The organism is Pseudoalteromonas sp. Bsw20308 (genome assembly GCF_000310105.2).
GTDB classification, from domain to species: Bacteria; Pseudomonadota; Gammaproteobacteria; order Enterobacterales; family Alteromonadaceae; genus Pseudoalteromonas; species Pseudoalteromonas fuliginea.
Map to the genome: position 1 here is coordinate 2,170,072 of NZ_CP013138.1, position 16,427 is coordinate 2,186,498.

Genomic DNA, 16,427 nt, shown 5'->3' on the forward strand with positions numbered 1-16,427 from the left:
ACTTTCCCTAGTTACTGTTTTGAAAGGTACCGGCGTCGAGCACTTGCTTACGAGGAGTAAAACGACAAATATAGTTCCAGTTCCAACTGGCATCGTATTTATGGCACAAGCCCCAACTAATGCCTGGCGCTGGGTTTTGATCAAACCCTTGTGCAGGTCTATATAAGCCAATTGCTTCTGGACCGCCTTTTATATGCGCCATAATTTCAAAATTAATACCGTCCTGAGCAAATTGAATAGTATTTTTTTCAGGGCCATCGGTTGTTAGCAAACTAGCAATACCACCTTTGTAATTCCAAACAACGACCTCATGACCGCTATTAGAAATAGGGTTGTAAGGCGATTTAACATAAGGCCCTAATACATCATCAGCAATAGCAACACCGTGTTTGATTTCACGACCACCAAAGTTCATTCCCTCACCTTGGGTCTCACCTTTGTAATACAAGTAAAATTTGTTATTAAAAAACACCAAACACGGATCGTGTACTTTATGGCTATCAAAACTACCTTTAGCTATTACTGCAAAGCGATTATCTTCATCACCGTGCCATTGACCATCTTTACTTGGGCTAACAATAGGTTCAGGTGATTTTATCCAAGGACCAAAAGGGGTATCGCAATGCGCTATAGCAATATGCTCATATTGGCGATTGGTGTACGGTGTTTGTACCGTTTGATACACCAAGTAATACTTACCTTGATGCGCAAATACTTCAGGGGTAAAAATAGCGCGATCGTCATAGTTACCAGCGTCGCCTCGACTCACAGCGACCCCTTGTTCTTGCCACGTTATGCTGTCTTTTGACGTTGCATGCCAAACTTGCGTTAAATCCCAAGGAAACACTTTTGCACTTGAGTCTTGTGCATTAAAACCAACTGTTTCCCCCTCACCTTTGGTGTACCAACAATGATAAACACCATCAATGTATAAAACAGATGAAGGATCGCGACGTATAACTCCTTCTTCATAGGCAAAATCACCCAGCAAAGGTTCTACATCAAATTCTGTCAGCCACTGCGGGCCATATTTATCGTAGCCACGCTCTATTGCACGCTTACTTGCTAAACTTAATTTTTTATCCGACATGTTAATTCCTTACTTACCTAGGCTTATATTTAGCGACTGGTATACGTCAAGAGGTAAAATCGCGCCTTGATGCTGCACAACTTGTGAGGCAACACTGTCAGCCATTTCTAATGCATTTTGAGGGGTTTGTGCGCACATTCTGGCGGCTAAGTAGGTTCCCGCAAATGAGTCGCCAGCCGCTGTACTGTCAACTTGCTTTGCAGCGGGTGTAAACGGACATGACGCTTTAAGATCATCTTTGCAATAAACCTGCATCCCGGCACTACCAGCTTTAATAACAATTTCGTCGATATCAAATTGTGTACAGTACTTAACAATCTCTGCACTGCTTGAATGACCGAATAACACACGGTGATCATCAAGACCTGGTAAAACTACATTACTAAGCGCATAAGCACGCTCTAGCCATTCAATAGCGTGGCTTTTTGATTGCCACATACGCGCGCGATAATTAGGGTCGAACGCAATTGTGCAGCCTTGTTTTTTAAAATCAGCTAATAATGTGAGTAAACCTTGTTTAGATTCATCATCTAAAATACCTAAACTAATGCCACTGAAAAACACCCAGTCTGATTCTTTCAAACCTAAATTAAATGGCTTTTGAGTATATAAACTCATCATATGCTTCGCTGCTGATTGATTACGCCAATAATCAAAGCTTCGCTCACCATCAGCATCCGTTGAAATAGCGTAAATACCCACGTTATAGTCTGCTGTTGTAATCACGTTTTGCGTGCTAATACCTTCTTGTTGCCAACATTTGAGCATATTGGCACTCAGTACGTCGCTACCTACAGCTGTAAATAGCGCGCAATTTAGTGTGTTTGCAAAACGCTTTGCATACACAAGAGCATTGTAAGTATCGCCCGCAAAAGACTGCTTACATTCGCTAATACCTGTTGGTACTAGCTCGACCATACATTCACCAATAGCGACTAAAGTACTCACACACCCTCCTGTACTTTTTTAGCGTGTAGACCTTCTAGGTAGACTTCAATTTCTTCTATCGATTTATTTTTAGTCTCTGGCATAAACTTAAATAGCAATGCAAAGCCGGCAACACCCGATACGGTATAAAGTAAAAAGATGTTTGCAGCGCCTAAATTACTTAGCTGCCATGGGAAAAACTGCTGAACAAAATAGCTAATTACACTGGCAATAAATGCGAAGGTAGGAATGGCCACACCTCGAATACGAGTCGGGAATATTTCAGAAAATATCACCCACATAATTGGCCCAATCGAAAAGTGAAAGGCTGCAATAAAGCCCGCTATACCAAATGATATAAGTGGCGCGTTTATAGTTGCTGCGCGTGAAATTAAATCGCTTTCAAATAATTGCTGTTGTGAAGCAGTAAGTACGCTCGCTAGTGCTTGCTTAAATTCAATATCACTGTGATACACAGTACCAATTATATGCTCCAGTCCTGTAATAGAATTTAACGCTGAAAACGAGGCTATATCCTCAGCCGACAAACTATATTCTGCCTGGCTAAAGCCTAAATAACACATAAACAAACTAATTGTTGCAGCTGCTAATCCCCAAATAACAAGGGGTCTGCGGCCTAACTTATCTATCAAAGCAATAGCTACCACAGTAAATACAATACTGACTAAACCAATTAAAACAGCGTTAAAAAAAGCCGCATCAGTGCCGACTCCCAGTTGTTCAAACACCGTTGGAGCATAAAACATTATGGCGTTAATCCCCGTCACTTGCTGCACAATAGCAATAGTAAAAGCAATAATGACAGCGGCGCGAACACGACTTTCGAGTAGTTGTTTAAATGAAGAAAAATACCCACCTGTTTCACTGTAATCAACCAAGCTCTCTTTAATACTCTTAAGTTGCTCTTGGGCCAATTCAGTATTTTTATTTAAACGATGCAAGATAGTTATAGCGCGTGTTTCGTTGCCTTTCATAACTAACCAACGCGGGCTTTGAGGAATAGTAAATAATAATAAAAACCATAAAATAGCAGGAACAATCTCAACGCCTAGCATCCAGCGCCATAAATTATCTTGCACATTCCACTGTGTTACCCATTCAAAATTACTGTGAGCTAAATCAACAAGTAAGTAGTTAGCAAAATACGCTGCGGATAATCCAACAACAATATTTATTTGAATCATAGACACTAATTTACCACGGTACTTAGACGGTGCAACTTCACCTATATACATAGCAGCGACCGATAAAGACGTGAATGCTAATCCACCTATAAAACGAGCAGCAACTAATAGCTCGTAGCTTGGCGCGAAAACCGATGCAATTGCCGACAGTATGTATATAAACGCAATGCCTATTAAAGTATTTTTTCGGCCAAACATATTGCATATGTAACCGGTAATGACTAAAGCAAATAGCACACCAAAACCAGGTGCACTCACGACTGTGCCAATTTGAATGTCTGATAAATTGAATTCTGCCGATACAAAACGAACCGTACCTGAAATAAGAGCAGCGTCTAATCCAAATATAAAGCCACCAAAGGCGACAATAAATGCAAAGAAAAACACATTACGTTTACTACCATTCATACTTCAATCCAACTTTGTTGTTATTGTGTGTTACTTTATGTAGAGAATAAAGTAAGGGGTTGTGCCAAACCATATATTGTTAACAATTAACCATAGGGGTGATTTCGAGAGTATTTTAAAATTAATATACTTGCAACCTATATTTTAAAGAACGTTACTTTATGTTCATTTGTTTTGTAATAAATATAAAAAAATAATTAAATAAAATCATTACCTTACTGGTGTATATTCTAAAAAGTCAAAATTGCACATTGTTAACAATTTTCAAATTTGTTTTTTTAATGTATGGTATGTTAAATTGTAATTAAAGGTTAAACAGCAATGACATATAAAAAGAACATACTCCTCACATCGCTCTTGCTTGCGTTAAGTGCCTGTAATCAAGAAGACGTTAAAGTTGATCGCCCCACAACAGATGCCGTACAGATTAAATCTACTAATACATTAATGTATTTATTTGCAGATGACACTCACCATACAGCGACGTCTGTTGATTACCAAAGTAATTCCGCTATAGTAAAAAATGAAAACTCGGTTTTAAATGTACAGTTTCAATCTAAGAAAAACTCGTACGCTAGTATTGTTTTTTCACCGGAAAAACCTTGGGATTGGAGTGAATTTAATGATTTCAATCTTGCCTTTGAATTGGCAAACCCGGGAACACACTCTGTACAAATTTATTTAGATATCTCCGATATTGACGGTGCTAACTATACGCGTAGCGTTAATGTGCCGGTAGGTGGATACAACACGTATTACGCAAAACTTGACGGCCACGACCTTGCAACGCCCGATGGCAAAGAAAATGTAGAACTTAACTTTACTTCTGGTCTTCGCTCTAACCCAGATACGTGGGAGTCTGATGAGGTACAGTTTATTTCTATGTGGGGTAAAAAAAATCTCAACTTAAAAGGCATCGCTAAAATAGCAATTAGCGTGCAAAGTACATTACATGACAAAGAGCTGGCAATAAAATCTATTTCACTTCGTAAAAACCCTCAATTTAATACCGCTTTTTTAACCAAAATTGTTGATGAATTTGGCCAAAATGCAAAACAAGAATTTGCAGGGAAAGTACATTCAGAAGCCGAGCTATTGAGCGACAAAAAACAAGAAGCAACACAGTTACTTTCTAAACGCCCTACTAATCGCTCACGCTTTGGTGGCTGGGCAGAAGGTCCAAAATTAGAAGCGACTGGTTATTTTAGAACGGCTAAATACAATGATAAATGGTCATTAGTCGACCCTGATGGCTATTTATATCTTGCAACTGGCATTGATATTATTCGTCTTGCAAACTCAACAACACTGACGGGTTACGATTTTGATCAAGCGTTGTTAGCTAAACCAGCTGATGCAGGTGTAACACCTGAGGATTCAAAAGGTTTAAACCAAGTAAATAAAGAAGCGCTTAAAAGCCGCTTTGTAGCGTCACAAGTGCGTAAAAATTTATTTGAATGGCTACCTGATTATAGCGATCCACTCGGTAAACATTTTGGCTATCGTAAAAGTGCGCATTCGGGTCCGTTAGAACACGGTGAAACATATAGCTTCTACGCTGCTAATTTAGAACGCAAATATGGTCAAAATAATGCAGATTACATGCAAAAATGGCGAGAAGTTACCCTCGATAGAATGATTACATGGGGCTTTAGTTCATTAGGCAACTGGACAGATCCGAGCTACTACGATAATCAAAAAGTGCCCTATTTTGCCAATGGTTGGATTATAGGTGATTTTAAAACCGTATCAAGCGGCAACGATTTTTGGGGAGCCATGCCGGATGTATTCGACCCTGAATTTACAGTGCGTGCTAACGAAACCGTTAGTGTTGTTGCAAAAGAAGTTAAAAATTCGCCTTGGGCAGTAGGTGTATTCATTGATAACGAAAAAAGCTTTGGCCGCCCTGATTCTGTTAAAAGCCATTATGGTATTGTAATAAACACATTAGGCCGTGATGCTAAAACAGTGCCTACTAAAGCTGAATTTTCTCGCTTAATGAAAGAAAAATATACTGATGTCGCTAAACTTAATAAGGTATGGCACTTAAACTTAGCCTCATGGGTTGAGTTTGACAAAGGTGTAACGGTTGATATAAAAAATGAAGAGCAGCTTGTCGATTTTTCTATATTACTCACCGCCTATGCTGATAAGTACTTTAGTGTGGTAAATGCCGCTATGGATAAATACCTACCAAATCATATGTATTTAGGTGCGCGTTTTCCTGATTGGGGCATGCCTATAGAAGTTGTTAAAGCCTCGGCTAAATATGTTGATGTAATAAGTTTTAACGCATACAAAGAAGGTCTAAGGGATGACAAGTGGGCGTTTTTATCACAATTTGACAAACCCGCTATAATTGGTGAGTTTCATGTTGGTTCATCTGATTCAGGATTATTTCATCCTGGGTTAATACATGCTGCTAATCAACAAGACAGAGCAAATATGTATACCGATTATATGAACTCAGTGATCGAAAACCCCTACTTTATAGGTGCTCATTGGTTTCAGTATATAGATTCTCCGATTACAGGCAGAGCTTACGATGGCGAAAATTATAACGTAGGCTTTATAAGTGTCACTGATAGACCCTACATTGAAATGATTGAAGCCGCTAAAGCGATGAATGAGTCTATGTATGAGCGACGATTTAAAAAATAATTGCACATTCATCATTTAATTGTACATTTATTGGTCTGTTGTAATGTGTTAACAATAGACCATTCCTTTTTTTTTATATACACTGAGGTAAGTACATGATCTTAACTCGAATAACGACTATTTTTTAACCGTAGCTAAGGTCACATAAAGTAAATTAAATCTAGGAATAAATATGGCTGGTAACAGAGCAACAAAAATTTTGTCTGTAAAAGATCAAATCGCTGAACAATTACGTTCAGATATAATCTCTGGTGAAATGCCACCACAAACTAAGTTAAATGAAAAAGAGCTGGCAGAGCGCTTTGGTCTCTCTAGAGGTCCAATTCGAGATGTGATTTTGCAATTAACAAAAGAAGGTCTGTTGATTTCGCGAAATAATTGCGGCGCATCAGTCAACAGCGTACTAGAGCCTAAGCTACAACGTTTAATGATTAAACTTCGTCGCAGCATAGAAGAGTATGCAATAACTGAGTTAAACGGTAATTTAACTGATCAAAACATTGCTGAACTTGAGAGTATTTTAGCGTCTTTAGAAGACGCTCTAGATAGAGAAGATTATACCGAAGTAACTAAAATTGATATTTCGTTTCATCAGTATTTAATATACCAAGCTGGTGGCGAAGAACTTGTTAATATTTGGTACCCGTACGTAATGCGTATGCGCTTAAACTATAAGCGAATTACTTCAAGTTCTGAATGTGTAAACGAGCACCGTGCTATTTTAGAAGCACTAAAAGCACAAGATAGCACAGCAGCAGTTAAGGCTGTAAAACATAATATTAAGTAATGAAATAAATTTTATGCTGAATCATAGCCGCTGCAAAGCGGCTTTTGCAGTTTTAAAGCCAACGGAAGCCCCTTTGAGTTATTATTCACAAAGAGATTATGAGGCGCTACGCTTAAGAGCAGGCGTTTTAAAAATAAATAGTAAAGCTGTGTCAGACTGACGGGTCTACTTTCAATGCATCTCCGCTTATCTTATTACACGGCCTGCAATACAAATGAGAAAATGGCAAAAGACAAAGTGCGACCCCATTTTGCCCTCATATAAAGGTAGGTGTGTTAAGTTTAAGAAGATAATAAAAGGGCCACCTTTTTACTGATAGTCCAGTGTTAATACCTATTCCTTATAACTTCTACTGATGAGTTCATAACCTTGGGCTTGATACACATCAATACATTTTTGATATTTATTTTGAAGTTTTATTTCATCAAAAAAACCAAGTGAGTAGGCATCACACTTAACTTCATTTTGTCTGAGTTTTCTAACACAGCAACCAGCTTCAGTTCCGCAAATCCAAATTTATATGCTAACTCTTTAAATTGTGAATAGAGCAAGAGTGAGAAAGCAATTAAAAGTATAGCCGTAAGTGATTTATTCATTTTTTATCCTGTTAAATGAATAGAGTGATTTTAATGAGCAAAAATTGAATCACTTATCCACTCCTTTTAAAACAAGGCCTATAGAGCGCTACTCAAACTAATAAATAGCATAATAACTAAAATTTAGTTAATTTAGCCAAATTCTTGTTATTGATGCTTCAACCATCACTGAGTTGCTATTTTGATTCCATCACTTAATAATATTCGTTTTAGACTATCGATTATTTTAGCATGCCAATACTAAGCACTAAGCTTCCTTCATTTACTTCTCACTCCCTGCTCTTTATACAAAAAGTTTACTGAATTATTCACAAAAGAGGTTAAGAGACGCTGCGCGAATGTGAGGCTTTTAAACGCCTCACACCATTTTCTCTAGCACAGAAAGTTACTTATTTAGCGAGGAATAAGCTGTCTAGGAATATTTAATTTTTTATCATCCGCTCCGACTGCGAAATCACTCAAATGGTAACTATTAGCCTTACTCCAATCAACTTCAATGCGATTATCCCCTAACACAATATTACCTAATTTATTCCTAAACCAGTTAGCAAGCCCAGCATAGTGCTTGTCGTAGGCTACATTATTCTGTTCTTTTGGGTCTTTGTCTAAATCATATAAGGCCATCTCAACGTCTTCAGCTGGTGCCGTTAGCGCCCACTTTAAATCTTTACCGAGCTGGCTTGGCTTTAAGTTAATATTACTAAATGGCCGAGTTCGCATAGAAAAACGAAATCGTTTGCTGTGTAAATACGCTCTTGGGCCTACAATAACGTTAATCTCACCCAGTACATATTCACGCTTTGGTATAGATTCATTATAAACATCAAACAAACTGACACCGTCTAAGTATGAATATTGTGGCTCACTTGCATCTACCCCACCCGCAGCCATAATTGTTGGTGCAAAGTCGACAAACTCAACTAAATCCGAATTAATTTTATTAGCAGGAAGTAGTGACTTATCAGAAGCAACTACAATAGCCGCATTACCCACAGATTGTTGCCAAGGGCCAAATTTTGCTTCCATACCTTGTTCACCAAGGTGCCAGCTATGATCTCCAACTGTAAAAATTATCACATATTCTTGATTATTCTTTTTACTGTATTGCTTAAAGGTCTCTACAGCTTCACCAATTAAAAAATCTCCGTAGGCACAAAATGCATAATAATCTTGAATCGCTTGCTGAATTTCTGCGTCTGTCATTCCTTTCATTTTTGAAGTTTCGTAAATACCTAATAATTGTTTAGGTAGTTTTTTTAACTCTGACTCATTAAAGCTTGGTACTTTATATTGTTTGTTTTTAAACCTGTCACGAAATGACTTGGGCGGGAGTACTGGCGTATGAGGTAAATGAAAACCTAAATGTAAAAACTGCGGCACAGCGCTATTAGCTCCTTGCATTTTTTTACCCCATAAAGAGGAATACTCTGTATTTGCATTTTGCAAATAATGTTGGAACTCTTTAACTATGTAGGCATCTATTGTTTCACCAGCTGGTTTGGGGTTTTCTCCCCCAAGGATTAGATCCGTATTACCGCGAGTATAAGCACGTAAAATATCAAACTCTTTGTCCGTAAGCTTTTTTTGCGCAATATCTTCAGTGGTCAATTCTGCATTATTTCGTTTTAAATAGTATTTACGTTGTGTACCATCGGGATAAAGTACGTTTTCAGTAGTACCAATTACATTATAATTTTCATCATATTGCGCTTTAGTAAATAAATCGCCTAGGCCATTTTTCTGTAAATCATTTTTAAAGTGTACTTTTACATCAAATAACTGAGCATTGTGAAAGCCCTGCCCGGGACCCCATTTATAAATATAATGGTCTTCTTTACCAAAAGTAGAAGTAGTATAACCATTGCTTCTCATCACCTCAGAAACAGTCGGTTTCACAAAATCAGGGTTTTGATGCGTTAACTCAAAAGCATAATGGCCATTTCGAAACGGGTATCGTCCTGAATGCATTGAACCTCGCGACGGGCCACAAACCGGTGAGTTGGTAAAAGCATGGGTAAATAACACGCCTTCAGCAGCTAATTTGTCGATATTCGGGGATTCAACATACCCTAACGGGCTGTTGTTTTGCCCATAGACCGCCTGATTATAGGCCGATACAGAATCTGGTCGCTGGTCGTCAGTAATAATCCATAATATATTAGGCTGTTTGGACTGCACTAACCCACTGAGCAATAAAGTACAAACCCCACATACAAATACAATTAACTTAAAAATTTTATTTCGATCATATAAATGGATAGCCATAGTTTTACCTTAAAAAAGTATTTTTACAATCACGTGAAATTAAGCTAACACAAATTGTTAACAATAAACAACATATTTTAGTGTAAAATTCATACCATCTCGCAGGGCTCAAGCTCCTTGCGTTGTTTATGTATATAGCCGGTGTAACAGTCGACATTGAACTGGGTAAAACTTTTCCTCTTACTTTCTCATTATTTAGGCAACTTCCATTTGAAGAATTTTCTGATTGCATTTCATAGTAAGAGAGTGCTTATCGTTATTCTTGAATTACTTTAATTGAAGTCTGGGTTCATTATCTAGTTTTGTTTCTCATAGTGTTTTACCCATTAAATAACGACAGAATCTTGTTTTATTCGAGGTTGAGCGCATAAATAATAAAAAGTAACTTATAAAGCTGCATCGCCACGTTATGTAATATCTAATTACTCGTAAATATTAATGCTAATGTAGTTTATTATTTGATGCTCTTTTGGTATTGTTGACAATTAACACGACACTTTTATCAATGGTTAAATAAAACTCCAATTTTAACTAATTAAGATTTAGGGTCATACTATTTCAAATCACTAGGAATTGAGTATTGGATAAGGGTTGCAAGTGTGGTCAGGATTTAAAACATCAATAAATATCCAAATAAAACCACTAATATTATAAAGTTTAACTTAAAAATAACTGTTTTAGTTATACACGGCTTGATAACGGCGAGTGTCACTTTTCAGCTATTACCAAAACAAGCTCTGTTGATTGCAATGAAATACATGAATAAATCTCAAGCGAAAATTTAATACTTGCTAATATAAATAAAGACTATGGATCGAGTCCAAAATGATAAGTACAATAAAGAGCCTCTTTGCTATTCTTTTTTTATGCAGCTGTTTTTCAGCTAGTGCAAACGATGAGTGCCAGTCTTGCCATCAACAACAAACCCTCGATTGGAAACAATCAGACCATGCAAGTTCAATGGCTTTAGCCAATAAAGATACCGTGCTTGGGGATTTTAATAATGTAACTACTACCCACTTTTCCCAAAAAGCCGTGTTTTATAAAGAAAAAGATGCCTTTTTAATTGATTTGACTGAGCAAGGCACTAAAAAAACGTACACCGTAAGTTATGTATTTGGCTTTGACCCGCTGCAACAGTATTTAATTGAAGTTGAAAAAGGTAAGTACCAAGTATTTCCTTTTGCATGGGATAGTCGCGCCAAAGCACTTGGCGGGCAGCGTTGGTATGCAAACTATGCTAACGAGGATGTAAAACCCAACGACCGCCTCCATTGGTTGCAACCTTTACAAAACTGGAACGGCATGTGCGCCGATTGCCACTCAGATAATTTAAAACGCAATTACAGCTCTGAAAAAGAAAACTTTGATACGCACTTTTCAAATATAAATGTGGGCTGTAAATCTTGCCACAATAATATAACGGACGAACATAAAACTAAAAAAATCATAAAGGCAGCTCAAACAAGCCCAACCAATATGTCGCAGTGGAAAATTATCGGCGATAATAAAATTGCTACTTGGCAAGGTGAGCCCCGCGATAACAGCTTTATGCAAGGCTGTTATGCGTGCCACTCGCTTAGAAGCCCGCTTACTGATGGTTTTGATAACAACCAAGCGTTTTTGGACCAATTTAGTCCTTCATTTTTAGAACCTAATTTGTATCACGCCGATGGCCAAATTAAAGAAGAAGTGTATGTGTTTGGCTCTTTTGCACAAAGTAAAATGTACAAAGCCGGTGTTAACTGCGTTGACTGCCACGATAAACACACTATGAAAGTTAAAACAAAAACGAATGGGCTATGCTTGCAGTGTCACAGTGCCAGTGAATACAACAAACCCGAGCATCATCGTCATAAAGAACAATCAACCGGTGCACAATGTGTTAGCTGTCATATGCCAACCAACAGATACATGGGCGTTGATGACAGGCGCGACCATAGCTTTAAAATTCCTCGCCCTGATATATCAATAAAATACGATACACCCAATGCGTGTGTGCAATGCCACGACGGTCAAACAAACGAATGGGCAGCAAGCACGCTTGAAAAATGGCATGGTAAAACACCGGCATTAAGTGCAAGCGAGCACAGTATGCTTGAGTTGCGCTCATTAAAAGCCATATCGCAAAATGCACATATGAGCTTAATTAATGACTTTTCGTTAAACGAAATAGATCGCGCCAGTGCGATTGCTTATTTAGGCAATTCAGGGGCTGAGCTAAACGATGCCACAGTAAAAAGTTGGGTTGATTCACCGCTTCCGCTTATTCGCTTGGCGATTGCTAAAGTAGGCTTTTTGCTGCCCGAAGCAGAGCGCTTAAAAAGCTATAAGCAACTATTAACCGACGAATTAAAGTCGGTGCGTGTTGCTGCAGCGCAAAACCTAAGTCAAATGCAGAGCCAACTCACAGGGCTTAATGAATCCATTATAGAGCTGGCACATGCTAATAACGTAAATACATGGCGTGGTGAAGGGAGTATAAATCAAAGTATGCTCGCGCTTAATAAACAAGATATAAACGGCGCTATAAAGTCGTTACAAAAAGGCATTAGCGTTGACCCTTACTTTGATGCAAGCTATGTGAATTTAGCCGACATTTATTACCGACTTGGCCAAACAGAAAAAATGCAAAGCGTGCTTAATAATGGTTTAAAGGCAGTAGCTACCTCTGCGCCGCTGCATTATGCAAACGGTATGGCATTAATTAGAAGTGGTAACAAATCCGCAGCTGTTAATTCGTTCAAACACGCAATGGGACTTGAAAGTAACAACGTGCAATACGCTTACTTGTACTTTTTAGCACTTGATAGCATTGGCGCAACAGCGCAGGCCGTGAGTGAGTTAAAACTTAAAATTAGTACTTATAATAATGCAGTCCAGCTAAAAAACTTAGGTATGAGCTTTACTCAAAAGCTGCAAAATGCAGAAGGTTATCAATTTTTTAAGCAGTTAAAGTAAGTTTCCCTCTGTAAAAGAGAAACTTATGTAATATAGTAATTATCTATTACTCAAATACAGAATTACATAAGCAAAATTCACACTTAACACTTAACACTTAACACTTAACACTTAACACTTGACGTGGTCAACTAAATTCAGTCACCCTAGTTAAGAAACCATATCTAATGTTTCGATTCGTTCTTCAAAGTCATTTGGGCTTTGATAATTTAAGTACGAATGTAAGCGACGACTGTTGTACCACATACAGATGTAATTCATTACATCCTGTTGAGCCTCATAACGCGTTGGGTAGTTTTTCCAATGCACGCGCTCTTGCTTCAAACTACCGAAGAAGCTTTCTGCAACAGCATTATCCCAGCAACAGCCTTTCTTACTCATGCTACCAATGAAGTCATTTGACTTGAGCAATTTACGATATTGGTGGCTTGCATATTGAACCCCTTGATCTGAATGGATAATTAACCCTGTTTTGGGCTGGCGTTGCCACATCGCCATAGTCAGTGCGTCACAGACAAGCTGCGCTTTCATTCGTGAGCCCATGCTCCAACCAACGACTTTGCGCGAATATAAATCAATCACTACCGCCAGATACAACCAACCTTCTGCAGTCCAAACATAAGTGATATCTTGTACCCAGGCTTGATCAGCTGCTTCAACGTTGAAGTTTTGCTCAAGTACATTGGGATAAATAGGCTTATTATGCTCACTATTCGTTGTCACTTTGTATCTCTTTTTATAACGCACCCAGACATTTGCCTCTTTCATTAGCTGTGCTGTTTTGTAACGACTCACCGGAAAACCGAGTGCATTTAAGACTTTCTGAATACGCCTTTCACCGTAAGTATTATCACTGAAGTGCGCTATGTCCTTGACACAATCAATCATTTCTTGATGTGTTGGATCCTCTGATTTAGTTGAGAATCGCTTTTGATAACTATAGTAATTGTTACTTTTTACACCCAGTATTCGGCACATTGTCGCCACAGGCCAGGTCTTCTTGTATTGGGTTATGAACGAATATTTCACTTCGTTTCTTTGGCAAAGAAGACCGTCGCTTTTTTTAATATTTCACGCTCCATTTCTAGGCGTTTCACTTGCGCTTTTAGCTCTCTGATCTCTTCTTGCTCAGGGGTTAAATTACCGTTCCCTCTAAAAGCATGCCCATCATCATTTTCAGCTTCTTTTATCCAGCGACCAAGCATGTTGGGATTTACCCCTAAATTTCTAGAGGCTTCTGCTTGTGAGTAGTTTTGCTCAACAACTAATGCGATAGCATCAAGTTTAAATTCTTTGGAATACTTTTTACGTTTTGTCATTATCGATCTCCAGTTAAGTTGATTATCTCTTAACTGGGGTAGTCGAATCCATTAAACCACGTCAACTTAACACCTAACAACTAAGATACAAAATTTACACATTACCAACAACGCCATTTTATCGCCTAAAAAATAGATTACTTAATTAAATGAATTTGTGTACTTTTTAGGCACAAACCTATAATGTCCTGTAATTTTATAGGCAAAAAGGATATCGCTTTTTTCAGGCCCTCGCCCAATGTTATGTACAATCAACGGACTACCAGAACGTGTATCTTGCTCTTTAATAACCATACCAATGTGCGGTAAATTACCAGACAACATCCACGTGACGATATCGCCTGCCTTGTAGTCACTCGCGTTATTAGATTTAGTAAGCTCTTGTCCATGCCGTTTAAAATATACTTGCAGGTTAGGGACTCGTCGGTGATCTATATTTTTATCAGGTTTGGTTAAACCCCAAATACGCTTAGAGGGATATAGCTCAAAGCTTTTTAGCATGTCCTCATGCACAAGCTTTTGCAAATCAATACCTAAAATTCGATATGATCGAATAACTACGTCGGTACACACCCCAACATTAGCGGGCACATCGCCACCCGGATAAGCAATAGAGCGATAAGACCCATCGTAGGTAACGTTATGTGTTGTTCTTTCAAGTAACGCAGCCACAATATCGTCATCAAACGATGCCGCATAGGCATTTACACTAAGTAAGCTCAGTAAAAAAACAGTAAAGCGTGTCATATGCAATCCTTTGAAAGGTGTTTGTTAGCTACAGCGATTGAGCCACATATACAGGCACGTTTATTTTCTTGCCATTATTTGTAAAGTGCTTATCAAGACCATACGCCATGACTTCAAGTGGCGCAGCATCATAACCAACCTGCTGAATTTCGGTTATGTAACGTAACATAAAAGCCTCGGCGCCAAGTTCACTCCATTGGGCTACGTGAACAAGTTCATGAAAATGCACTGCTAAATTATCAGCTACGTAAGGAAGCATGTAATAAGTGTTTTTGTATGTGGTGCCTGCAGCGTTCATGTCAATAAAATCGCCTAATCCCATTTCACGCAAAAAAGGAAAATTAGGTTTTGGTATTTCATCGACAATAACGTAAAAGGCATTTTTTAAAAATTCGGTAGGATAAAACCCATTAAACTCACTGGCAAATTTTTCACAGCTAATTCTTTGATTTTTGTATTTAATATTTGTTGCATCAATCCATTGTTCTATTTGCTCAAGCATGTCCATTCTCTTAATCATCAATGTTTATTGGCTTGACCTTTCCCATTGCGATACAAGCCGATAAGTTAAATGATACCAAAACCAAGGCGAATAATCGAACTCCAAAGCCTAAGAAGTGAACTTATAATCGTGTCCAGTTCTAGTTCATTTATTATTTCATCGGTATCAGCATTAACTAATGCACACGTAAAACCAGTGGGGGTAAGTAACGCTAATTAATAAAAAATCTATTTTAAATCGTGTAACCATTTTACTAATTTTTTAACATGCCCGCTTGAACATAAGATTAGATGGCAAGCTTGTATATAACCCATTGAGTGCAAAATATTTAGTGTTTCTGCAGGTAGTTGCTGTAGTGTCTCTGCGGCAATAGAATACAAGCCATTGTAGCCTTGTGTTTTGCCATTTGGTTTAGTGATGTTTAGCTGCACAGCTTCAATTAAATCGTGTTTTAGTAAAGTATTGATAAAAGCGGTTGTACGTTCGCCGCCATGCATAAGCTTTATCAATTGCTCACTCACATTATTTAGATATGTGGTTGGCTCCCCTGTTTCGTTAAATAACCGTGTTCCCTCACTATTATTTACTCTTGGGTGTTGTTCGTTAATTGTAACAGCGAGATCTCTTTGCTCGGTCTTGTTAGTAAGTTTATTTCCTATTCCTAACTTAAATGGTTGTCGCTGTAAGTGTAAAGGTACGTATGTGGCATGCCATATATCATTTTGTAAAAATAAGTTTTGCCCCTCATCAAAGCCAGTTAAAGCATACATTTCAAACTGGCCAGTTTGATTATTTTTTATAAAATAGACTGGGTAGTCTAATGCAAGTTGAGCTAACTCATCTGCAATAACGGGAATGCAGTTTATAGCTTCGCCATATTGAGCACCATGGCCGGTTTTTATATAAATGTTTTTGTGCGTATTTTTATCAAGTAATACTGAATTTTCCATAATACGTGC

Annotated in this window: 12 protein-coding genes; 3 read left to right on the forward strand and 9 right to left on the reverse strand. The window is 38.1% G+C overall.

Going from position 1 to position 16,427, the window contains the following annotated elements:
* Window positions 1-7: 7 nt before the first annotated feature.
* From D172_RS09320 to D172_RS09330, 3 genes are read right to left on the reverse strand one after another with little or no spacing between them, the layout of a single operon-like run.
* A complete protein-coding gene (locus tag D172_RS09320; RefSeq protein WP_007376629.1) occupies window positions 8-1,090 on the reverse strand; it encodes a glycoside hydrolase family 117 protein in 1,083 nt (360 codons plus the stop codon).
* A gap of 9 nt (window positions 1,091-1,099) precedes the next feature.
* On the reverse strand, window positions 1,100-2,038 hold the full coding sequence (locus tag D172_RS09325; protein ID WP_007376630.1) for a sugar kinase: 939 nt from the start codon (window positions 2,036-2,038) through the stop codon (window positions 1,100-1,102).
* Entirely contained in the window at window positions 2,035-3,630 is a 1,596-nt protein-coding gene (locus D172_RS09330) for an MFS transporter (RefSeq protein WP_007376631.1), read from the reverse strand. The genes D172_RS09325 and D172_RS09330 overlap by 4 nt, the downstream gene beginning before the upstream one ends.
* Window positions 3,631-3,951: 321 nt before the next feature.
* On the opposite strand from D172_RS09330, the gene D172_RS09335 reads away from it, so the two are divergent.
* Together D172_RS09335 and D172_RS09340 are read left to right on the forward strand one after the other, a co-directional pair.
* Window positions 3,952-6,291 (forward strand): hypothetical protein, encoded by a 2,340-nt coding sequence (locus D172_RS09335; RefSeq protein ID WP_007376632.1) that lies wholly within the window; start codon window positions 3,952-3,954, stop codon window positions 6,289-6,291.
* A 172-nt stretch (window positions 6,292-6,463) separates the two neighbouring features.
* Window positions 6,464-7,078 (forward strand): GntR family transcriptional regulator, encoded by a 615-nt coding sequence (locus D172_RS09340; protein WP_007376633.1) that lies wholly within the window; start codon window positions 6,464-6,466, stop codon window positions 7,076-7,078.
* A 416-nt stretch (window positions 7,079-7,494) separates the two neighbouring features.
* Here the strand turns inward: D172_RS09340 and D172_RS09345 are convergent, their stop codons facing one another.
* Both D172_RS09345 and D172_RS09350 read right to left on the reverse strand, forming a co-directional pair.
* A complete protein-coding gene (locus D172_RS09345; protein ID WP_007376635.1) occupies window positions 7,495-7,674 on the reverse strand; it encodes a hypothetical protein in 180 nt (59 codons plus the stop codon).
* A gap of 393 nt (window positions 7,675-8,067) precedes the next feature.
* Complete coding sequence (locus tag D172_RS09350; protein ID WP_007376636.1) at window positions 8,068-9,939, reverse strand: sulfatase-like hydrolase/transferase; 1,872 nt, start codon at window positions 9,937-9,939, stop codon at window positions 8,068-8,070.
* Between the two features lie 825 nt (window positions 9,940-10,764).
* On the opposite strand from D172_RS09350, the gene D172_RS09355 reads away from it, so the two are divergent.
* Window positions 10,765-12,900, forward strand: a complete 2,136-nt coding sequence (locus D172_RS09355) for a multiheme c-type cytochrome (RefSeq protein WP_007376637.1) — start codon at window positions 10,765-10,767, stop codon at window positions 12,898-12,900.
* 150 nt (window positions 12,901-13,050) lie between these two features.
* Here D172_RS09355 and D172_RS09360 read toward each other — a convergent pair.
* The 4 genes from D172_RS09360 to D172_RS09380 form a co-directional block, all read right to left on the reverse strand.
* Window positions 13,051-14,219, reverse strand: a protein-coding gene (locus tag D172_RS09360) for an IS3 family transposase (protein WP_420713787.1) whose coding sequence is annotated in 2 segments (ribosomal slippage) — window positions 13,051-13,973 and window positions 13,973-14,219 — 1,170 coding nt in all. Because the reading frame shifts where the segments join, the coding sequence is not laid out codon by codon here.
* A 141-nt stretch (window positions 14,220-14,360) separates the two neighbouring features.
* On the reverse strand, window positions 14,361-14,966 hold the full coding sequence (locus tag D172_RS09370; RefSeq protein WP_007378085.1) for a DUF1287 domain-containing protein: 606 nt from the start codon (window positions 14,964-14,966) through the stop codon (window positions 14,361-14,363).
* 28 nt (window positions 14,967-14,994) lie between these two features.
* Window positions 14,995-15,474 carry a hypothetical protein gene (locus tag D172_RS09375; RefSeq protein ID WP_083503342.1) on the reverse strand — a complete coding sequence of 160 codons (480 nt, stop codon included), beginning with the start codon at window positions 15,472-15,474 and terminating at the stop codon, window positions 14,995-14,997.
* Between the two features lie 221 nt (window positions 15,475-15,695).
* The gene (locus D172_RS09380; RefSeq protein WP_007378083.1) at window positions 15,696-16,418 is read right to left on the reverse strand and encodes a SapC family protein; all 723 of its coding nucleotides are present in this window, start codon (window positions 16,416-16,418) and stop codon (window positions 15,696-15,698) included.
* Window positions 16,419-16,427: the final 9 nt, after the last annotated feature.